Origin of the sequence: Vibrio campbellii CAIM 519 = NBRC 15631 = ATCC 25920, assembly GCF_002163755.1 — a bacterium.
GTDB classification, from domain to species: domain Bacteria; phylum Pseudomonadota; class Gammaproteobacteria; order Enterobacterales; family Vibrionaceae; genus Vibrio; species Vibrio campbellii.
The window spans coordinates 1791020-1810146 of the sequence record NZ_CP015864.1; the positions used below are offsets into that span (position 1 = coordinate 1791020).

Genomic DNA, 19127 nt, shown 5'->3' on the forward strand with positions numbered 1-19127 from the left:
TACCTCCGGCTTTGTTTTTATAGCTGCGCCGTAATTTCCTCTATCTCTTGCTGCCATTGCTTTTGCATCGCTGGTTTTTGATGTTTGGGTTTCCGCCCTAAATCGGCTTCCAGCAAGCCTTCCAGTTCCAACAGTCTTTCCAGCATTTGCTCTTCGGATTGTTCATCAGACGCGGTGTTTGTTTCCATCGATATTACTTCATTACAGTGATGCGATATGGCTGATTTGGGAGCAGTATCAGTTACGCGTTGATACACTTCTTCCACGCTTAAATACTCCGTCAGTAAGCCATTTTCAATAAACCAGAATCGATTACAGCTCTGCTCTATCAGGCTTCGGTCGTGACTCACCAATAAGGCGGCACCCTCGAAGTTTTGCAAAGTTTCAATCAACTCCTCTTTGCCTTCCATATCCAAATGGTTGGTCGGTTCATCTAAAAACAGCATGTGATAACGAGCGAGGGTTAAGCCGACAAACAGCAGCCTTGCTCGTTCTCCACCACTTAGACTGATGACTTTCTGCTCGTGTCTTGCGTACTCAAATCCTGCACCAATTACCGAAAGTTTTGCCTGTTCACTACTGATGCTGGCAAACGACTGCAACGCATCCGTGATGGATTGATGATCGTCGAGTTGCCTTAGAGATTGATCGTAGTAACCCAAGCGACAGCGATCGTGGAAAGTCACACTCTCATGTTGGTTGCTTAGGTCGGTTTGGATGGCTTCATACTGATGATAAAGCAGGTTCAACAACGTCGATTTGCCGCAACCATTACTGCCTAGAACGGCAATTCGGTCGCCACTTTTGACGCGTATTTCTGCCATATCAAACAAGTGATAATCACTGTCTGGTGGCGTTACCGAGAAAGGTAAAACCTCTAATAGTCGATTTGCTGGCAGTGATTCACCTTGAAGCTGTAGTGCCCACGGCGTGCCTTCTGTCAGCTCGGTTTGTTCTTCCTCTAAACGTTCTTTGCGCGCAAACATCGTCTTGGCTTTTCGAGCAAGATCCTCGTTGTCGTAGACTTTGCCCCAAGTGGCTAAACGCTTGGCGCTTTTTTCGATTCGGTCGATCTCTTTCTGCTCGCTGGCATGGCGAAGTTGATCGGTTTCATCTTTCTCTTTCAATGCTTGTCTCGCTTGAGAACAAGGCAGAGAGAAATGATGAAGAGACCGACCTCGCATGACCCAAGTGGTGTTGGTGACGCGATCGAGTAAGGTTTGATCGTGAGATACCAACACGAATGAGCCTTTCCAGTTTGATAGAAATTGCTCTAACCAAAGGAGCGATGGCAAGTCTAAGTGGTTACTGGGCTCATCCAGAAGCAGCAAGTCAGGCTGATGGATAATCGCACGTGCAAGCAGGAATCGCATTTGCTGACCTCCGCTACAATTCTCAACCGGCATGTGTCGTTCTGTGTTTGAAAATCCGAGTTCATCCAATAAGAGTTCGGCGCGCCAAATCTCATCATCGGATAAGGATTCCGCTAACGCATCTAAGACAGAATGTGTGCTTAAAGATTCAGGTAAATGCTGCTCAACATAACGCATCAAACATGAACTGGCTTTGGCAACCGTGCCTTGGCTTGGTTCAAATTGACCGCTAAGCAGTTTGAGTAGGGAGCTTTTACCACAGCCGTTATGACCGATAAGACCAATTTTGTCGCCACGATGAATCGTAAACGTTAGATCTTTGAAGATTGGTGTTGCTGTGTGAGAAAGGGTTAATGATTGTGCAGTTAAAAAAGTACTCATAGTGTTCTCAAGAATTTTGGGCGTAAAACGCCGTTGTCATAGCTGACAATAATTCTTCGAGCTTGAGGGAAAGTACTCGGGTGACGTGTTTTCGTCGAAAGGTAATTATTCGCTCAAGTCGAGATTATCGCAGCGCGAAATCTGAAACTCTTGAGCGGTCCTTCATGCCATAAAAACGTGGGTTGATTGAACACCACAAAGACATAAATTCCTCCTTAATTTCGTTGTAAGTGTTGCCACTTTTGGTTGATAGATGCGCTAGATTCTAACCCTAAAAGTGGCAATGTACAGATAGCTTGATGAAAAAATGATGAGAGGATCACCAAGGTATCACGCGCTTTTAGCGATATAAGCTGAACTTCTTGGTCAATTCTCGAAGAGTTTCAGTCTCGCCGAACAAACAAATGCCCAAATATTCTAACTCGGCTTCTGGTGTGTTTTTGGTGGTTTGCTGTTGAACTTCAGAGCCGCCTTCTACCATGGTGTGAGTAAAATCGGAGAAGGGGATGCCTTTATCAAGTGCTTCTTGGCGAAGTTTTCTGATTTTGTTGGAGCTATCCGATCTCAGGACGATAAACGGATAGTGGGAGATATTTGGATGAGCATTGCCGTCGAGGTCGTGATAGTCGGTATAGACTGCGTCGCCATCAGAAAGTTGATTCGCAAGGCTTATGCTCAAGTGTCCTAATACGTTAACGGCGCGTCCCACCTCGACTTTTTTACTGATTACGGCAACAAATCGTTTTTGGTTTTCGTCGGGAAGTTGATTCATGGAGGACCTCGTTTCTCTAATGTTCTGGCTATTATTTAACTGCCTCCATTGTATTTCCTCGCACGCGCAATTTTGTTTCTAACATTGCTGTTGATAAGCCAAGTTTGCAATAAACGAATGATTTAATCGTCTTTCATGCAATAAGATTTCCCGAGTTTTCTAATAGAAAAGGCATCAACGGGCTATCGGTGCCTTAGGCCGATGGCGAACCAAGTTCTATTGTTTGTTTAACTCCGCCGCCGTATCCATAAAGATGCCTCGGATGTCTTTCGCGTCACGCTCTGTTTGACCACCATGTTTAAGGAACGCGTCGATGGTCGCTGCGCTTTTCCGCGCTTTTACGGCGACTTAGTCGTTACTTCGATTGTTGCATCTCAACTAAGCCACCCGCGTTATGAAGGTTGGTAAACCCTTGTGATTGTAGGTACTGATACGCTTGCCCTGAGCGATTACCACTTCGGCAGTAAAGCACGATTTGCGTATCTTTATCGACATTAGCAAAGTGTTTATCTAACTCTGAAAGCGGGAAGTTAACCGCTTTGTCCAAGTGACCATCGGCAAACTCTTGCGGTGTGCGCACATCGACAATCATTGCGCCTTGCTCAATCCATTGCCAACCTTGCTCTACACGTTCAGAAGCAAATACCGATGGTGCGGTGAAAGCTAAGCTCAAACAAGTGAATACAATCGGAAGTAGTTTTTTCATTGAGTGCCTTTCCTCAAGTCAATTGCCCTTAATTGTTCCGACGAAGATTATACGTGCGATTATCAAACTTCGATGTGGCACCAGTCGAAATGTCGTAATTCAGCGTGTTATGACTTTAACCCTAGCATGGCCCCAAACACCAATAAGCCAGCGCCACAAGCCTGATTCAACCTATGTTTCACGCGTAATAATAAGCTCTGTAATCGTGGTGAGGTAAATAAGATGGCAACCATAGAAAACCAAATCCCGTGTAGCGCAATCATGTAGGCACCGTAACCCAAAGCAAGGTGTTGCGATTCTGTATTTGGATCAATGACTTGGCTAAAGATGCTCAAGAAGAACAACATGGTTTTTGGGTTAAGCACATTGCACAAAAAGCCTTGGAAAAAGAACTGCCAAATTGAGATGCTTTGTTGTGTTTCCCCCTCTATCTTCTGTTGAGAATCAGCCCTAAAAATCCCTTTCAATCCGAGATAGATCAGATAAGCCGCACCTAGGTAGCGAATCAAGCTGAACAACCATTCATTCTGTGAGATTAAGTAACTGATTCCAAGCAAGGAATAGGTAATGTGCACCGAAATCGCAAGACTAATGCCTACGGCACTCCAAATCCCCGCTCGTCTACCATTGTTGAGGCTGTTTCTAAGAACCAATACGAAATCGGCACCGGGACTGATGACAATGAGTATGCCTAATAAGGCAAGGCTGAAAAGCTCCATAGTATTTCCTATTTCTTCGTTGTTATGAATGAGGCAATTGTAGGTCGAGAGTTCGGAGACTATAATCGAAACAAATTCTGCTAGGTGTGAGAAAAAGTCACAGATGAGGCATCTTAAATCCTTCCATGTTTTCCATGTCGCGGCGTCGTCTGCGAGTTTTAGTGAAGCAGCAAATAAGCTCAGTATTACGCATGGCGCAGTGAGTAAGCAGATCAAAGTGTTGGAGACCTATCTGGCTCAACCTCTGTTCTACAAACAAGGGCGCAATATGTTGCTCACCAAAGAGGGGGAGGTGCTGAAAAGCTACACCGAGCAAGCATTCCAAGCGCTGGAGACTGGCGTGAACAAGCTGGTGCAGGAGAAGCATCAATACCTTGAAGTCTCTTGTGAGCCAACGTTAACCATGCGTTGGTTGATGCCAAGGCTTTCCGCGTTTAATGATGGTTGTGACGCAGACGTTCGTCTTTCTACTGCGGGAGGACCTGTAACGCTTGGCTCGACGGGGCTTGCTATGGCGATTCGTCGAGATGACTTTGAGCCTTTGTATCACTACCCAAAAACCAAGCTGGTGGAAGAGTGGGTGGGTCCCGTGTTTTCACCTGATTACTGGCAGCAAGTGAAAAGTGATTTGAACTCTGTGAAGCTATTACACAGCCAAACCAGACCTGAAGCTTGGCAAGAATGGATGCAGCGCTCTGGTGAAGCGTCGATGAATGGCAAAGCAGAGCAGTCTTTCGCGCATTTCTATTTCTGCATTCAAGCTGCAGTCGACGGCTTAGGCGCGGCGATGGGCTCTTATCCTTTGGTGATGGACGAACTGGAACGTGGCAGTCTTGTTGCACCATTTGGTTTTGTGCCGTCAGGGCATGACTATGTCTTATTGACTCAAGACAAAGCACGCTCTGAACTGGAACAAAAATTTGTGCTTTGGCTGCAAAACCAAATGGCGGAGTGTGTGCCTTGCACCTAAGAAACAGAGAGAGACCCTAGTCAGGGCGCGCTGAGTTATTTAACGTGGTTGAATACGTGCTACATAATGGAAATTTAGGAAATGGAAAACCTCAATATTGTTGAAATTAAATCTTTTGTTCCGGCGAAAGATTATGAGCTATCAAAGCGTTTTTATCAGGCGTTGGGTTTTGAGATGCCTTCGGATTTTGGTGGTGTGGCGTACTTCTTCAAGGGCAGTTGCTCATTCTTGTTGCAAGATTTTCATGAGCCAAAACACTGCAATAATTTCATGATGCATTTGTTGGTGGAAGATGTTGCCAGTTGGCATGAACATGTTTCGAGTGTTGATCTGGCGTCATTCGGAGCCAAGATGACGGAACTGATTGATCAACCTTGGAAGCTGCGAGAGTTCTGTTTGCACGATCCTAGTGGCGTGTTGTGGCGTATTGGTCAGAACATCGATTGATTTGTTTATGAAAAAAGGTCAGCGCTTGCGAACTGACCTTTGAAGAGGGAAGAGTGATAGAGGTTTATTGAGGCGCTTTCATCGCTTAAGATTGCTCGCCCGTCATCACGAAGTGCAACTCACCACCTGGTTTGAACTCGGGATGGTCGAAGAAGAAACCGTTATCCAAAGCTTTGCCATTGATGGTGACAGACTTGATGTACATATTGTCATCGGCGTTGTTCTCAGCCGTTACCGTGAAGGTGCCAGAGCCAATGTCTACCGTCGCTTTGTCGAAGATTGGGCGACCAATGCTGTAGGCTGGATCGGTTGGCGAGATTTGGTAGAAGCCCAGTGCTGACATCAAGTACCACGCCGACATTTGACCTACGTCTTCGTTACCGATGATGCCGTCTGACGTCGGTTTGTAGAACTGGTCGTAAACTTGGTCTAGGTATTCCTGCGCCTTGTAAGATTCTTCAGCACGGTTGTACAAGTAGATAATGTGGTGCGAAGGCTCGTTACCGTGAATGTACTGACCGATGTAGCCTGTCATGTCTTGGTGTGCTTCGCCGCCATTTGGATCGGCAGTAAATAGGTTGTTTAGCTTGGTTTTGTAGTAGCCCGCGCTTGCTTCTTCATTGGCTTTGTCGAAAGAGTTCAGCTGTGTGTTCGCCATGTCTGCGTATGGCAGAACCAAGATGTCGCCTAGGTCCGTTGCGCCTGTACCTGAAAGGTGAGTATGGGAGAAGCCGTACAGCGGAACGTCAGTGTTAACCACTTCGCCAGTTTCGTAGTTGGATGAATCCTAGTAGCCAGATGCCGAGTGCCAAGACCAGATTCATGGTCTGTGTTGGAACCGATGAAAGTATCTGGGGAAAGTTGAACCATATCAGCCGGTACCGTCGCGCCCGGGAACGTATGACCTGAAGCTGCTGTGTCGATCATAGGATCGACGTATTTCAACACCGCGAGATCAACAATTGGATCGCCCGGCAGTGAAGAGGAAGAATTGTTGTCGCTGTTACAGCCTGTTAGATCAACTAGACCACTGAGAACTGCGCAAGCAAGTAGGGAAGGTTTGAATTTCATTTTTAAAACCCTGTGAATTTAAGGGTTATATAATTAAAAAAATCAGGGGTATTACTAAAACTCAAAAACTTGAAACAGAGCCCTTTGGGAGAAAGGGCTCTTAGGGGGAGGAGCTTGAGGTTTAAGTTTTCACAAGAGTCGCTGCGTTACGCATCGCTTCTTTCGTTGAACACTCAACAACGTTTGCTTTTGCAAAGCGGTGAGCGTCTTTTACTTGGATATCGTGAGCTAGAATAACCAGCTTCGCGTTTGCTACATCCAGGTCAGTGATGCGGTTCTGGATACCGTTTTGACCTTGAGTTTCTACTTTGATCTTCAGACCTGCTGCTGCACCTGCTTTCTCTAGTGCTTTCGCTGCCATGAATGTGTGTGCTACGCCAGATGGGCAACATGTTACTGCTACGATGTCGTACTCGCCTTCGCCTGCTGCTGAAGCCGCTTGAGCTTGTGCAGGTGCTGCTTCAACGATTTCGTCTTCTTCTTCAGCAACTGGTTTCCAGAAGCCAACGATAACTGCTGTTGTTAGTGAGCCTAGTGCGATGCCCACAACGTACATTGGGATGTTGCTTGATACAGGTGCCGTGATTAGACCGCCCCATGGTGCGTGTAGTAGTACGTCTGTTAGGAAGCCGAACACACAGCCAACGATACCACCAGCAACGATTGAAGGAAGAACGCGTACAGGGTCGTTTGCTGCGAATGGGATAGCACCTTCAGAGATACCGATAGAACCCATGATTGCTGCTGCTTTACCCGCTTCTTGCTCTTGCTTAGTGAACTTCTTCTTGAATAGGAATGTTGCTAGTGCCATACCTAGAGGAGGCGTACAGATTGCGATACCAACACCACCCATTAGCCATGGTTGAGTATCAACTTGAGTTTGAGCGAATAGCGTTGCTACTTTGTTGATTGGACCGCCCATATCGAATGCAGTCATACCGCCAAGAATCGTACCTAGAACCACTTTAGAAGCGCCAGCCATAGAAGCTAGGAATTCGTTCATAGACGCCATGAAGATCTTGATTGGCTCACCGATACCCCAAAGAACGATACCTGCTGAGATAAGCGTACCCAGTAGAGGGTAGATGAAGTAAGCGCCCAACGCAGTCATGTTAGCAGAAAGAGGGATCTTCTTAAGTTGGAATACCACACCACCTGCGATGAAGCCCGCTACGATACAACCAAGGAAGCCGCCGCCCATGTCAGCCATGATGCCAGAAGAGATCATCGCTGGCGCTAGTGCTGGTTTGTCTGCAATTGAGTAACCGATGAAGCCACCAAGAATGATTGGGAACAGCACCAGACCTTTAATACCGATATTAGAAATATCAGCCAATAAACCGTCCGCAGGAACCGCACCTTTACCTGATGCCATTACCGCCAGCGCCAGTAGTACACCACCCGCAACGATAAATGGAAGCATGTGAGAAGTACCGAATAAAAGGTGACCTTTCATGGTACTTAGGATTTTTTTTTAAATCGCTATTATTACTAGCTTGAGTTGTGATTGTACTCATAATTTCACGCCTTATGAATTAATTAAAATATTTAGTATTTGGTTTTCTTCTTTTGCGTTGTGAATATCTTCAATAAACTCTTCGCTAAATTTACCGAATAATTCTTGAAGAACATAAATATGGTGGTCGGCTCCGTTATCTGGTGAAGCAATCATGAAGAATACGGTCGGTTTGACTCCCTCTTCGTCGCCATACTCTATGCCTTCGCGCTTTACGCCAACAGCGATTGCAGGCTCTGTCACCGCTTTGCTTTTTGCGTGTGGGTAAGCGATGCCGTCCATTGAAGTCACGCTTAATGCTTCACGTGCTTCGATGTCGGTTAAAAAAGCCTCTTTGCTGCTGATTCGATTATTTTCGAATAGCATTTGCGCTAGTTCTTCAAAGACTTCTTTTTTATTATTTGCTTGAAGGTTGCCTTTAATTAAATTGACGTTTGTTAGTTCTGTAATCATTTTTTGACTCATTGGTACTGAAGTAATGAGGCAAATTTAATTAATGTTACGGTTTTCTGAAATAGTAAAAAAAATCCAATAACTATACTTTTGTATCACTGAGTGCTAAGTGTGATAGAAGTCATTAATATCAATGAGCTAGAAGGGAATTAGTATTGTGACTTATGTTCCATTTATTTTGAAATTAATAATGAAGCTTAAAAATAAACGAGAAGGGAATCAAATATGGTTCAATTTTGCTATAACAAAGAGGCTTTGTGCTAAAGTTACTCCAATAGTCCTTTTATTAACTTAATTTTCTATCTCTTTGATAAAAGACATAAAGCGAGCAGGAGAGCGGATAGTGAACTCAGCTAGTTCATCCCCTTGATACACATTGGCGAATGTAAGCTCCGAATTTAAAGCCAAGGGGAGGCTAGGAGAGGCTGTGACGCTGGATTTGGCTAATCCATTAAGACGGATTCTTGTACTTGTGCAGCAAATCTAACGGGATATGGCAGTAGTCATTGGGAAAGCGTGTGAGTCTGTCTTGGTGCTCATCATCACTTGGCACATAGTTTGTGAGTGGCAGCACTTCTACGGCGATCTGATCGGCATCTGGTCTTGCGGCGATAAACGCTTTGGCAATCGCTAGGTGTTGTTCGTTTTGACTATAAACACCGGTACGGTACTTTTCACCTACGTCTTCACCTTGCTTGTTTACACTGTGCGGGTCGATGATCTCAAACAGATACCCCATCAAAGTTTCAACCGAAACTTGCTCCGGGTCGAATTGGGTTTTCACGCATTCCGCGTAGCCATCGTATTCGGATTGTGTGTTATCCGTTGAGCCATTTGCTCGTCCTGCTTCGGTGCTAATTACGCCCGGAAGGTGGCGCATAAATTCTTGAACGCCCCAAAGGCAGCCGCCTGCGAAGTAAATCTCTTCCATTATTCTGTCCTGAAAAACTTTGCGTCATTATGGGCATCACTTTCGCTAAAACACAACTCCAACCATAAAATAGGAACAACTCGGTGGTGGTTTGCTCTCTTTTTTGTGCTGCTTTTCCTCGTTAGATTTAACGCAGTTAAGAGCTAGGGGGAATCCTAATGAAAATTGAACATATCGCGATTTGGACTGAACGTTTGGAAGAGCTAAAAGCTTTCTATGAGAAATACTTTAACGCGGTGTCTAACGAGAAATACCACAACCCAACTAAGCAGTTTTCATCTTACTTTCTTTCGTTTGAAAGTGGCGAACGATTGGAGATGATGTCGATGGAAGGTGTGACCGCCTGTGACAAATCTCATGCAATGCAGGTAACAGGGTTGGCACACTTTGCCTTCGCCTTAGGATCAGAGCAGGCAGTGGATCAATTAACCAAAACCTTAGTGTATAATGGCTACCAATGGTTCGACGGTTCGAGACAAACTGGAGACGGTTACTACGAAAGCTGCGTGCTAGATCCGGACGGCAACCGACTTGAGCTTACGGTGTAACGCGACTTAGCTTATTTCTATCGTTGACAGGCTGCTTTCATATGAAAGTGTTCGGGCGTATACTGCAAGCTCATCTATAAGGAGCGAGCCTTTGAACTCAAGACAAAACGAAATCCTGCAATTGGTTAATGACCGCAAACGCGTTCAAGTGACGGAGCTTTCTGACATCATTGGCGTGTCGGGCGTGACCATCAGGCAGGATTTGAACTGCCTTGAGCAACAAGGCTACTTGAGGCGTGTACATGGCGCTGCGACGGCGCTACAAAGTGACGATATTGATACGCGACTTGAAGTGCGCTTCGACATCAAACAAGCGTTAGCCAACAAAGCGGCAGATTTGGTATCACCAAACGAAACCGTATTGATCGAAGGCGGAAGTGCTAATGCGCTATTGGCTCGCACGCTGGCTGAACGTGGTGACGTCACCATCATTACCCCATCGGCGTACATCGCCCACCTCATCCGTAACACCTCAGCTAATATCATTTTGCTCGGTGGTGTGTATCAACATCAAGGCGAGAGTTTGGTTGGTCCGTTAACCAAGCTGTGTATTGAGAACATTCACTTCAGCACGGCTTTCTTGGGTATTGACGGTTTCCATCAAGACACAGGCTTTACTAGCCGAGACATGATGCGCGCAGAAATCGCTGAAACCATCATTGCGAAAAAGCGCCGTAATATCGTGCTGACGGACTCAAGCAAGTTTGGGCAAATCTACCCATCTTCGATTGGTAAAACGAGTGAAATCTCGGTGCTGTTAACTGACGAAGCCGCTCCGAAAAGCGACCTCGAACAGTTGAGAAAGCAAGGTGTAGAAGTGGTGTTGGGTTAACGAATCTACTTTGCCTTTCTCTTAGCAAGCACGGCGGCAGGGGAGAAGCCTGTAACCAACATCGTTCCACTCAGCACCAGAATGGTACCTATGATGGTATTGAAGCCGATCGGCTCGCCCAGAATTAAATAGCCCCATAGGATGCCAAAGACAGGGACAAGGAACGTGACCGTGAGGGCTGAAGTCGGGCCAATTTCAGAGACTAAGTGGAAGTAAAGTAAGTAGGCTAAGCCAGTACATAGCACACCGAGTGTAATCACAGAGCCCCATTCAAAGGTGCTCGGTTCTGCCCGCATTGGCAAAAATGGCAGCAAAGGAAGTACCCAAATCACGGCTGCCCACATACTGCCGTGAGCATTATCAAAGGCAGGGATTTGTCGTGCATTCTTGGTGTAGTTGGTTGCAATACCGTAGCTGAATGAAGCCATTAAACTCGCCCCGATAGGGAATATTGCCTCGTCGCCAATTGTCGAAGAATCTAAGCCAACAAGAACGGCGACACCGCCAATACCTATCATCATGCCAAGAATCGCTTTTGCGCTTAACGGGCTGCGATACCAAACAAAGCCAATTAAAGCCCCCCATATCGGTGCCGTTGAGTTGAGAATAGCTAACGTTGATGCATTCAGTGTTTGTGCTGCATACGCGAAAAGCAGAAAGGGTACGGCACTATTAAACAAGCCAATAATGAAAAAGTGTTTAATGTGTTTGAAGAAGATTACTCTCTTTCTGAGGTAGAGGGCAATCAACAATAATGCTACTGCTGCGAAGGCTACCCGAAACTCAATTAAGTAAGCGGGTCCAAATGAATTGGCGGCGACTCGCATAAATAGAAACGAACCTCCCCAAATAGCAGCGAGACAAAGTAAGCGAAAAAAACTGGCTACACTCATGTTACATCCTTGGTCGAGGTCTAGCGCCTCATTGATTAATTGTTGCACTAACAGTGACTTAAACCAAAGGTGAGATCAATAGTAGGTATAACATTAGCGCTAAACTTGCTTGTAAGTTGTTCTAATCTAAAACTGTAGAGAGCCCTATTCTACAGGTGTAAGTAGCTACTGGTTGATTGGTTATTTATTTTTTAACACCAATTAATAAAACTGACTATTCACTAATAGAAAGATTTTTGATTTTTCTATTGTTTAAATTTTATTTTAATTTGTTAAATGTTTCTTTATATTTCAAGTTATTTAAATAATGTAATAAAAAGTAAACCTTAAATATATAATTTAAGGTTTGGTTTAATTTATTTGTCAGTAAGTTTCTCGTTTGTTGTGATCTATAAATTTGAAATAATACTAAAGGTGGATATTATTTATGATGATTATAAATCAATTGAGGCTCTATAATGAGATTGTATTTTAAGTTGACCGCGTTACTTTTTCTTACATCGACAACTTCATTTTTTTCTAATGCTGAAGAGTTATTACTAGTTACGAAAGTTACAAAAGTAACTTCTATTTCTGTGGGTGTTGATGGAAGCTGGTTTCTTGATTCGGATGAAGGATGGGGACTTCAAGGTTGTGAAAGTGTGACAACTTTGAAGGTAGCTCAAAACCACCCACAAAAACACGAGTATATCCAACTCTTATCTTTGAATCTTGGTAACGATATAAGATTGAAAGCCAATGCAAGTTGTGATTCTGAAAATAGCTTTATCATAAATGCAGGTAAGTTTATTACTAGGAAGTAACATCTTTAGAAAATTATTTTAATTTTTCAGATAAGCTGTCTAACTGTCTATAAATTTTGGTGAATAAATGTTTTTCTTAAACCTATCTATAGTATCAGTCATGTCCATCTTTCTTCTACAGTATGCTTTATCGTCCTCAATTGAGAATGATAAACCTTGTCCAGACGCGGATATCTACTGCAAAGTAGTTATTGGTCAGTTGTAAGTAGCTGGAGGAAAGCTCGTCATTATACTATAAATATGACTGTGGCCGAGGTCGAATAGTTCATCTGGCTCATATCGAATAAAAACGGTCTAGTTTTGCTGGACCGTTTTTTGTTATTCAGAGAGGGGGGTTAAGCGAAATTTTCTACGATGATGTCATCTGCATTGTTAACAAACACCGCGCCTTTCTCTTCCATTTCAGCAATGACCGCATCGATAGTATCTGGCAATACTGCGCGGCTAGACGCTAGGTTCACAATCACTTTGAAACCTAACTCTAGAGCTTGAGTGACGGACTTTTTCACACAAAAATCGAGTGCCAAGCCACCAACAACCACGGTGTCGATGTGGTTGAATTTTAAGAACTCATTCGCACCGGTGGTTTTGGTATCCGCCACGTCATGGAAAAAGATGCCGTAAGGGTGGGCGTCTGGATCCATACCTTTGTTCACTTGGAAATCGTATTCCAGAACAGGTGGCAGACCGTCTAGCAGCTCTACCCCACTAGTACCAAGCACACAGTGTCGGTTCCACTTAATATCCACATTGGGCAGGCCAACTGGCTCAAGCATATTTGCTGGCGTTTCTGCATCCCAAGCCGCTTTTGGTGGGTGTAAGTCACGGCTGACTAATTTCAAACGACCTTTCGTGTGGTTCTTAAGCAGCTCTGGAACGATTTCTAATGCGCCAGTAACTGGTAGTTCGTCAGGGCAAAGTTCGGTAAAACCTTTCTCTGGATCGACATCGATCACAGCAGTGGTTTGATAATTAACTCGAACGGTCATGGCAGACTCCTTGTCTGTCTCTATGCTTGCGTTAGCCACGCAAACAGTTTTGGAAAAAGGTCACTTCGTCGCTTGCTAGGGTGTACACCATAGCTGGCTTACCGCCTTTGCCTTTGTTGGTGGAAGCGACTTTGTTGGTTGGCTTAAGTACGCCGGAATCAATCAAACGGCGTTTGATCGTCATTCGGCTGATGTCGATGCCGAACTCTTGATAGGCGGAAATGATGTCGGCAACCAAAAACTCTTTATCAAGTGCGAACAGCAGGACAGAGGTGTATTCGATAGAGGCGCGCAGCTTTTGCCATGCTTTTTCAATCATCTTTTGGTGATCAAAAGCGAGGGTTTCTTCACCATCAAGGATTGCTTGGAGCGGAAACCACTTCAGATGACATTCTGGTACGCCAGCGTTATCGATTTGCTCTTTGTTGTTACGGTCAACCAAGGCGTAGTGAGTGATGTTCAGGCTCCAATCCTCAGGATCGCGCTTTGGGTCACCATCGACAAAGGCTTCACTAAAGTGACGTGGATAGGTGTGGATTTTTTCACGGCAAATACGACGTCGTGCCGCTTCGAAGTTCTCGTCTGCTGGGCATCCACCTTCGTCGGTCATGTCTTTATCAAACACGAACCCACCGGGAAGAGCCCATACACCGTGGTACGGACGTTCAGGATTCGAACGTTTGATCAGCAACACTTCCAACCCTTTATCGGCGCAGCCAGATAGCCTGAATGGAATGATGTCGACGGTTACGATCATGATTTGGTCCTGAGAAAAATTTGTAAGTAATCTAGCGCATAACAAGTAGTCAATCAATGGGTAAGTAACCGATTGTTAGAAACATGCTCATTGCTGCCTAGCGTTTCTCTTTAAGCAAGGGTGTGCTTATCTACTTAGGTTATTCACAATAACTGTCGGATTTTTGTACGTAAAAACCTTATAGAAATGAGTGGTTAGTAACAAAAGTTGACAAACTCTAAGTGGGTGTTTATTGTTTACGCAATTAAGTTAGTAACAACAAGTTATATACCCAAGTTTGCCTTGTTGAGAACTTTCCACCAACTTGGTTGGGAAAACAATAAGATGCGGTTTGTACCGTGCTGAGGGAATTTGGGTATAAACGAAAAAGGGCGTGTAGAAGGGCTCCGAATGACCACCAATTTATTTTCGTCTCGCATCATCCAAAGTGCTTTAGATTTTGACGTATATAAAGTGAATATGATGAGTGCTGTTGCAGCGCTCTATCCTGATGCGATGGTGTCTTATAAATTCATCGTACGCAGCGAAGAAGACCTGTCGGAATTACTGCCAGAGGTGAAAGCTGAAGTACTTAAACTGCAAGACATCACTTTCTCCACTGAAGAAATCGAGTACATCAAAGGTGTTGCACCTTATCTAAACCCTGAGTTTGTTGATGCGCTGCACGCGTTTCGTTTTAATCCTCAACGTAACGTTTCTTTTAACATTAAAACCATGGCAGATGGTACCAGCCAATTGCGCATTACCATCAATGGTCTTTGGAAAGAAACCATTCTCTACGAAACCATCATCATGAGTATTGTGTCCGAAGTGCGTAGTCGTGCACGTTGGGCGGAGATTCCAGTCGAGCAATTCCAATCTGTTTTAGAAGAGAAGGTTCGTCACCTTAAAACAGAACTGAAACGTCGCAATATCACCAACTTTAAGTTTGCAGATATGTCGACTCGTCGTCGCTTCTCTTTCCAAGCGCAACGCTCAATGCTGAATTATCTGAGCAAAGAGTTGCCTGACTGCCTTACAGGGACCAGCAACTACCACTTGGCGAAAGAGCTAGGCCTCACACCGATTGGTACTGTAGCACATGAATGGTTTATGGGTCATCAAGCATTGGTGAATGTTCGTGATTCACAAAAGGTGGCTTTGCAACGTTGGCAAAAGATGTTTAACGGCGCGTTAGGTATCGCGTTAACGGACACTATTGGCATTGATGCGTTCTTAAAAGACTTTGATGAGGAACTCAGTAACGCGTACGTGGGAGTGCGCCATGATAGTGGCTGCCCTTACACATGGGGCGAGAAGATGATCGAGCATTACCAATCGCTTGGCATCGACCCAATGACGAAAACCTTAGTGTTTACCGATGGTTTGAACTTCGAGCAAGCACTGGATATTTGTGAGCACTTCCAAGACCGTATTCAAGTGAGTTTTGGTATTGGTACGTCACTAGCGAACGACATGGGTGATTACGCAAACGCGCAAGGCATCGCATACAAGCCACTGTCTATTGTGATTAAGATGGTGTCATGCAATGGCTCACCAGTTGCTAAAATCAGTGATGAGCCAGAGAAAGCGATGTGCGAAGACATCTTCTTTTTAATGAATTTGAAGCGTCGTTTTGAGCAGCCACTTGATCTTGACGAGTGCCGTGTACTGATCGACCGTCTAGAGGATGAAGGAGATAATTACCTCATCGACGCCTGATAAGAGAAGTTAATGATTGATAAAAAGAGTGGTGCAAAGGCATCACTCTTTTTGCACCTCACAAACTTCGTTGTATTTGATTTCGCACAGTGCCCCACATTTTGTGCGATAAGGGAGACGTTTACTGCCTGTATTGGCACGAACCCTCTTTACAATAAGCCCCTCTAGGTCGGCACTCTTTAGGTGTTTTTCCCGAACTTTCTTCCAATAATCATCAAAAGCCATACTTCACCGTGTTGTCATTTTTATTTTTATAAATTTGTTATTACTCTATGCAACACATTCCAGTTTCTAATGTCAGAAAAATCCTAAAAATCGTTAAGTACAAAGCGATTTGTTGTAATGCTCTCATTTCTTGATTTTTAACTTCTATGGTTTCGACAAATTTATATCGGCAAACCTAGGAGGTGATTTGGTTATAGTACAAACAAAGATCAGGTCTGGAATTTACGATGAATTTGGTTGTGCATCTACAGAAGAAAGTGATTAACAAACAGGGTTATGAGTGGGCAACGCGCCAAGCGTGGAAGTGTGGCATCAAAGCGAACCTTGTTAAGCGTGTGATTGGCATTTACAAGGGGCAAATCGTGTGTGTTGTTGAAGGTTGCCGCGCTGAACTGACGACACCGATTAACAATCCTCTGTATGATGATGAAAAACAAGGTCGTTACGTATTTGTTGGCGGAATTTTCTGGGGGCCAAACAATATCATTGCTCCAGGTTTTCCTGACTTTATGTTTATGCACTTACGTAGCCTTAGCCATCGTCATAAGTATCTAACGGATGATGAATTGTTTTTAAGTTTGGCTTAAGCATTCTGGAAAAATCGGATGACGAGTCTCTTTCTTAAATCTTTACTCGGTGCAGTCGCAGTGTTGATCATTGCTATGCTGTCGAAGTCGAAAAGCTTCTACATCGCGGGTTTAGTGCCACTGTTTCCAACTTTTGCGTTGATCGCTCATTTTATTGTGGGCAGTGAACGAGATATGGAAGCCTTGCGGCAAACGATACTGTTTGGTATCTATTTTCTTATTCCTTATGCCGCGTATCTGATTTCAGTCTTCTATTTTAGCTATCGCTTGAGCTTGGTTGGCACATTAACAGCGGCGACACTTGTTTGGGTTATGTTCGCTTCGATGTTGCTTGCATTTTGGACGCGATGGATGGTGCCTGCGTAATTATTACCCATCCTTACAATGTAGTTAGCCGAATACTCATAGCTCAACCTGATGTGATCTAGCTCTGATTTACCGTAGCTTGCTTTTTTGCTGACGTCACCTTAATAAAACAATGTTTTTTAACCTGCTAATGACAGAAGGCTTAATTTGACCTGATGTGAATTTCAGGCCGCGATTTACTATACCGCCAAGCAAAGATAACTGTACTGGGAAGTAATCCATGAATATGAAATCTATCGCAATCGCTGCAGCCGTTGTTGCTGTACTAGCAGGTTGTAAAGATAAGACGCCACCGGCACCAACAGAAGCGAACATTACGCTTGTTGAAGCGGTAACTGAAACAGTGAAGAACCCACACCAAGTGTGTAAAGACGTGGTTGTGACTCACCAAGTTGCACCAAAGGATAACAACAAGATCCTTGGCACGGTTGGTGGTGCAGCAGCAGGTGCTGCGTTAGGTAACCAAATTGGTGGCGGTTCAGGTAAAGTGATTGCAACGGCGGCAGGTACTATCGCGGGTGCAATGGCGGGTCGCGAAATCCAAGACAATGTTCAGAAGGGTGATGTTGTGACATCAACTGAGAAGCAATGTCATACCGAGTACACGACTTCTGAAAAAGTAGTCGGTTACGATGTCACTTACGAGGTTGCTGGTGCGCCAACCACCGTTCGTATGAAGAGCAAGCCTGCAGGCAAGACATTCCCAATTCAAGATGGCAAAGTGGTTCTACCGCAATAATCGCCAACAAACTTGAATGTAAAAGCCCTTTACTTAAGCGAGCAAAGGGCTTTTTTGATCATGCAGTGATTATTTCTCGACAAAATAGTCGACTAAGGTTTTGCGCCACTCTCTCGATTCTCTAATCTGCAATAATGCGCGATTGATCTCTTCCTCATATTGGTTGTTTTCGGTCATGATGAAACCGTAGTTTTGCTTTTCCAATTGATAAGGTAACACTTCAAGGTTTTCAAATTGTCCGCTCTGTCTGCCGTTACCAATCATGTACTTTAGGACGACATCATCAGCGACAATTGCTTCAACTTCCCCGTTCTCCAATGCTTCCAGCAAGGTTGTCATGTCGTCGTAGCTTTTGTGTCGAATACCAAAACTAGTGAGCATGAGCGAAGAGGTCGTTGCTCCTTTGGCGCCAACTTGAACTTTGGCAAGGTCATTGACGCCTTTAATTTGAGAATATCCTTGGCTGAGCGTGAGCTTACTGGCTAAAACAGCGGTAATACTTGCGATGAAGAGCATGCTAAGTACACCGATTAGTACAGTGATGATACGCCCTGTCAGGCTCTTAAACTCAAAATAATTGAACGGGCCGCGAGTGATAAACAGTAAGCCAAGTATAAAGCTCTCAACCCAGCGACCGATTCGACTGTTCATTGAATACAGCTTTTCATTCTTTCCTTTCTCTATGATGTAGAAAAAAGCGCCTACTAAACCTGCTATCAATACAATTGCCCCAATGATCAGCCATAACGCAGGGTTCAAAAATATCGACTTTAAGGTATGTAGGTAGCCTTGACGCTTAACCGCGATAGCGAGGTGTGTTTCATAAAAGGAGTGAGAAAAATCGGCAAATAACTCTCGCTCCGGTGTGATCGATATACAGGAGACGCCAATATCGACTTGGCCAGTTTCAATCGAACTGAGGAGATCGTCGAGAGGATGATTCTCAAGCTGAAACTCTACTCCCATGTTTTTAGCTATTCGCTCCCATAGCTCAACGCTCAGGCCGTTAATTTCTTCACCAGTCGAATGAATAACAAAGGGAGGACAGGGATAAGTGCCGACTTTGAGAGGGGTAGCGAAGGAGGCTGAGCTAAATAAGACAATAACGAAAAGTGCGGAAGTGACAAAGTGTTGAAGTGTCAATTTGAATACGTTTTGCATGCACAAGACCTCAAATAAGAGGCAGCTGTGAATTGTATCGAGAGCGAGAGTCACCCTAAAAATGTAAGAATGTTCAGAAACAGAGGGGGTGATGATGAATTCAGTACTGCCCTAGTTTTATTATTTACGTTTTTAACTATAGCAGTTGTTACCAAACAACAAGGGACAGTGAATTGCCCCTTGTTTC

The 19127-nt window shown here is 44.4% G+C and carries 22 protein-coding genes and 2 pseudogenes; 9 read left to right on the forward strand and 15 right to left on the reverse strand.

Going from position 1 to position 19127, the window contains the following annotated elements:
• Positions 1 to 17 precede the first annotated feature (17 nt).
• The 5 genes and pseudogenes from A8140_RS24330 to A8140_RS24345 all read right to left on the reverse strand — a co-directional run bounded on the left by A8140_RS24330 (position 18) and on the right by A8140_RS24345 (position 3951).
• The gene (locus A8140_RS24330) at positions 18 to 1754 is read right to left on the reverse strand and encodes an ABC-F family ATP-binding cassette domain-containing protein (protein ID WP_005529591.1); all 1737 of its coding nucleotides are present in this window, start codon (positions 1752 to 1754) and stop codon (positions 18 to 20) included.
• A gap of 340 nt (positions 1755 to 2094) precedes the next feature.
• The gene (locus tag A8140_RS24335) at positions 2095 to 2526 is read right to left on the reverse strand and encodes a DUF2000 domain-containing protein (RefSeq protein WP_005529593.1); all 432 of its coding nucleotides are present in this window, start codon (positions 2524 to 2526) and stop codon (positions 2095 to 2097) included.
• 216 nt (positions 2527 to 2742) lie between these two features.
• Positions 2743 to 2865, reverse strand: a pseudogene (locus tag A8140_RS25765) (enoyl-CoA hydratase/isomerase family protein); the annotation flags it as partial.
• A 16-nt stretch (positions 2866 to 2881) separates the two neighbouring features.
• Positions 2882 to 3232 (reverse strand): rhodanese-like domain-containing protein, encoded by a 351-nt coding sequence (locus A8140_RS24340; protein WP_005529595.1) that lies wholly within the window; start codon positions 3230 to 3232, stop codon positions 2882 to 2884.
• Positions 3233 to 3339: 107 nt separating this feature from the next.
• Positions 3340 to 3951, reverse strand: coding sequence for a LysE family translocator (locus A8140_RS24345; protein WP_005529597.1), 612 nt, complete (start codon positions 3949 to 3951; stop codon positions 3340 to 3342).
• A 103-nt stretch (positions 3952 to 4054) separates the two neighbouring features.
• Here A8140_RS24345 and A8140_RS24350 point away from each other — a divergent pair, with 103 nt between their 5' ends.
• Positions 4055 to 4921 (forward strand): LysR family transcriptional regulator, encoded by an 867-nt coding sequence (locus A8140_RS24350; RefSeq protein WP_005529600.1) that lies wholly within the window; start codon positions 4055 to 4057, stop codon positions 4919 to 4921.
• 81 nt (positions 4922 to 5002) lie between these two features.
• Positions 5003 to 5368: a VOC family protein gene (locus A8140_RS24355; protein WP_005529602.1), complete on the forward strand. Its 366-nt coding sequence runs from the start codon at positions 5003 to 5005 to the stop codon at positions 5366 to 5368.
• Positions 5369 to 5453: 85 nt separating this feature from the next.
• Here A8140_RS24355 and A8140_RS24360 read toward each other — a convergent pair whose 3' ends face one another.
• From A8140_RS24360 to A8140_RS24375, 5 genes and pseudogenes are all read right to left on the reverse strand, one after another.
• The gene (locus tag A8140_RS24360; RefSeq protein WP_032999964.1) at positions 5454 to 6128 is read right to left on the reverse strand and encodes a glycoside hydrolase domain-containing protein; all 675 of its coding nucleotides are present in this window, start codon (positions 6126 to 6128) and stop codon (positions 5454 to 5456) included.
• Positions 6056 to 6439, reverse strand: a complete 384-nt coding sequence (locus tag A8140_RS26040) for a hypothetical protein (protein ID WP_414826141.1) — start codon at positions 6437 to 6439, stop codon at positions 6056 to 6058. The genes A8140_RS24360 and A8140_RS26040 overlap by 73 nt, the downstream gene beginning before the upstream one ends.
• Before the next feature lie 121 nt (positions 6440 to 6560).
• Positions 6561 to 7956 (reverse strand): annotated as a pseudogene (locus A8140_RS24365) (PTS fructose transporter subunit IIBC).
• A gap of 11 nt (positions 7957 to 7967) precedes the next feature.
• Positions 7968 to 8408: a PTS sugar transporter subunit IIA gene (locus A8140_RS24370; protein WP_005529606.1), complete on the reverse strand. Its 441-nt coding sequence runs from the start codon at positions 8406 to 8408 to the stop codon at positions 7968 to 7970.
• A 451-nt stretch (positions 8409 to 8859) separates the two neighbouring features.
• Complete coding sequence (locus A8140_RS24375) at positions 8860 to 9339, reverse strand: peptide-methionine (S)-S-oxide reductase (RefSeq protein WP_005529608.1); 480 nt, start codon at positions 9337 to 9339, stop codon at positions 8860 to 8862.
• A 158-nt stretch (positions 9340 to 9497) separates the two neighbouring features.
• Here A8140_RS24375 and A8140_RS24380 point away from each other — a divergent pair, with 158 nt between their 5' ends.
• Complete coding sequence (locus A8140_RS24380) at positions 9498 to 9887, forward strand: VOC family protein (RefSeq protein ID WP_005529610.1); 390 nt, start codon at positions 9498 to 9500, stop codon at positions 9885 to 9887.
• A gap of 91 nt (positions 9888 to 9978) precedes the next feature.
• Positions 9979 to 10719, forward strand: a complete 741-nt coding sequence (locus A8140_RS24385; RefSeq protein ID WP_005529613.1) for a DeoR/GlpR family DNA-binding transcription regulator — start codon at positions 9979 to 9981, stop codon at positions 10717 to 10719.
• 5 nt (positions 10720 to 10724) lie between these two features.
• Here the strand turns inward: A8140_RS24385 and A8140_RS24390 are convergent, their stop codons facing one another.
• Positions 10725 to 11612, reverse strand: a complete 888-nt coding sequence (locus A8140_RS24390) for a DMT family transporter (protein WP_005529615.1) — start codon at positions 11610 to 11612, stop codon at positions 10725 to 10727.
• A 458-nt stretch (positions 11613 to 12070) separates the two neighbouring features.
• Between A8140_RS24390 and A8140_RS24395 the strand changes: the two genes are divergently transcribed.
• Positions 12071 to 12415 (forward strand): hypothetical protein, encoded by a 345-nt coding sequence (locus A8140_RS24395; RefSeq protein ID WP_005529616.1) that lies wholly within the window; start codon positions 12071 to 12073, stop codon positions 12413 to 12415.
• A 335-nt stretch (positions 12416 to 12750) separates the two neighbouring features.
• Here A8140_RS24395 and A8140_RS24400 read toward each other — a convergent pair whose 3' ends face one another.
• Both A8140_RS24400 and A8140_RS24405 read right to left on the reverse strand, forming a co-directional pair.
• Complete coding sequence (locus A8140_RS24400; protein ID WP_005529619.1) at positions 12751 to 13404, reverse strand: nicotinamidase; 654 nt, start codon at positions 13402 to 13404, stop codon at positions 12751 to 12753.
• Positions 13405 to 13435: 31 nt separating this feature from the next.
• A complete protein-coding gene (locus tag A8140_RS24405) occupies positions 13436 to 14161 on the reverse strand; it encodes an NUDIX domain-containing protein (protein ID WP_005529620.1) in 726 nt (241 codons plus the stop codon).
• A 390-nt stretch (positions 14162 to 14551) separates the two neighbouring features.
• Between A8140_RS24405 and pncB the strand changes: the two genes are divergently transcribed.
• Positions 14552 to 15862, forward strand: a complete 1311-nt coding sequence (gene pncB, locus A8140_RS24410) for a nicotinate phosphoribosyltransferase (protein ID WP_005529623.1) — start codon at positions 14552 to 14554, stop codon at positions 15860 to 15862.
• A gap of 42 nt (positions 15863 to 15904) precedes the next feature.
• Here the strand turns inward: pncB and A8140_RS26045 are convergent, their stop codons facing one another.
• Entirely contained in the window at positions 15905 to 16087 is a 183-nt protein-coding gene (locus A8140_RS26045; protein ID WP_005529625.1) for a hypothetical protein, read from the reverse strand.
• A 227-nt stretch (positions 16088 to 16314) separates the two neighbouring features.
• Between A8140_RS26045 and A8140_RS24420 the strand changes: the two genes are divergently transcribed.
• The 3 genes from A8140_RS24420 (at position 16315) to A8140_RS24430 (ending at position 17779) form a co-directional block, all read left to right on the forward strand.
• Entirely contained in the window at positions 16315 to 16674 is a 360-nt protein-coding gene (locus A8140_RS24420; protein WP_005529628.1) for a hypothetical protein, read from the forward strand.
• 18 nt (positions 16675 to 16692) lie between these two features.
• Positions 16693 to 17040, forward strand: a complete 348-nt coding sequence (locus A8140_RS24425; protein ID WP_005529630.1) for a GlpM family protein — start codon at positions 16693 to 16695, stop codon at positions 17038 to 17040.
• A 220-nt stretch (positions 17041 to 17260) separates the two neighbouring features.
• Positions 17261 to 17779 (forward strand): glycine zipper 2TM domain-containing protein, encoded by a 519-nt coding sequence (locus tag A8140_RS24430; protein ID WP_005529633.1) that lies wholly within the window; start codon positions 17261 to 17263, stop codon positions 17777 to 17779.
• 69 nt (positions 17780 to 17848) lie between these two features.
• Here the strand turns inward: A8140_RS24430 and A8140_RS24435 are convergent, their stop codons facing one another.
• A complete protein-coding gene (locus A8140_RS24435; protein WP_005529635.1) occupies positions 17849 to 18940 on the reverse strand; it encodes a transporter substrate-binding domain-containing protein in 1092 nt (363 codons plus the stop codon).
• Positions 18941 to 19127 lie beyond the last annotated feature (187 nt).

Coding starts and splice junctions, on each gene's coding strand:
- A8140_RS24380 (WP_005529610.1), top strand. CDS start 9,498: ATGAAAATTGAACATATCGCGATTTGGACTGAACGTTTGGAAGAGCTA.
- pncB (WP_005529623.1), top strand. CDS start 14,552: ATGACCACCAATTTATTTTCGTCTCGCATCATCCAAAGTGCTTTAGAT.
- A8140_RS24430 (WP_005529633.1), top strand. CDS start 17,261: ATGAATATGAAATCTATCGCAATCGCTGCAGCCGTTGTTGCTGTACTA.
- A8140_RS24425 (WP_005529630.1), top strand. CDS start 16,693: ATGACGAGTCTCTTTCTTAAATCTTTACTCGGTGCAGTCGCAGTGTTG.
- A8140_RS24400 (WP_005529619.1), bottom strand. CDS start 13,404: ATGACCGTTCGAGTTAATTATCAAACCACTGCTGTGATCGATGTCGAT.
- A8140_RS26045 (WP_005529625.1), bottom strand. CDS start 16,087: ATGGCTTTTGATGATTATTGGAAGAAAGTTCGGGAAAAACACCTAAAG.
- A8140_RS24330 (WP_005529591.1), bottom strand. CDS start 1,754: ATGAGTACTTTTTTAACTGCACAATCATTAACCCTTTCTCACACAGCA.
- A8140_RS24370 (WP_005529606.1), bottom strand. CDS start 8,408: ATGATTACAGAACTAACAAACGTCAATTTAATTAAAGGCAACCTTCAA.
- A8140_RS24340 (WP_005529595.1), bottom strand. CDS start 3,232: ATGAAAAAACTACTTCCGATTGTATTCACTTGTTTGAGCTTAGCTTTC.
- A8140_RS24435 (WP_005529635.1), bottom strand. CDS start 18,940: ATGCAAAACGTATTCAAATTGACACTTCAACACTTTGTCACTTCCGCA.
- A8140_RS24375 (WP_005529608.1), bottom strand. CDS start 9,339: ATGGAAGAGATTTACTTCGCAGGCGGCTGCCTTTGGGGCGTTCAAGAA.
- A8140_RS24355 (WP_005529602.1), top strand. CDS start 5,003: ATGGAAAACCTCAATATTGTTGAAATTAAATCTTTTGTTCCGGCGAAA.
- A8140_RS24390 (WP_005529615.1), bottom strand. CDS start 11,612: ATGAGTGTAGCCAGTTTTTTTCGCTTACTTTGTCTCGCTGCTATTTGG.
- A8140_RS24405 (WP_005529620.1), bottom strand. CDS start 14,161: ATGATCGTAACCGTCGACATCATTCCATTCAGGCTATCTGGCTGCGCC.
- A8140_RS26040 (WP_414826141.1), bottom strand. CDS start 6,439: ATGAAATTCAAACCTTCCCTACTTGCTTGCGCAGTTCTCAGTGGTCTA.
- A8140_RS24345 (WP_005529597.1), bottom strand. CDS start 3,951: ATGGAGCTTTTCAGCCTTGCCTTATTAGGCATACTCATTGTCATCAGT.
- A8140_RS24335 (WP_005529593.1), bottom strand. CDS start 2,526: ATGAATCAACTTCCCGACGAAAACCAAAAACGATTTGTTGCCGTAATC.
- A8140_RS24395 (WP_005529616.1), top strand. CDS start 12,071: ATGAGATTGTATTTTAAGTTGACCGCGTTACTTTTTCTTACATCGACA.
- A8140_RS24420 (WP_005529628.1), top strand. CDS start 16,315: ATGAATTTGGTTGTGCATCTACAGAAGAAAGTGATTAACAAACAGGGT.
- A8140_RS24350 (WP_005529600.1), top strand. CDS start 4,055: ATGAGGCATCTTAAATCCTTCCATGTTTTCCATGTCGCGGCGTCGTCT.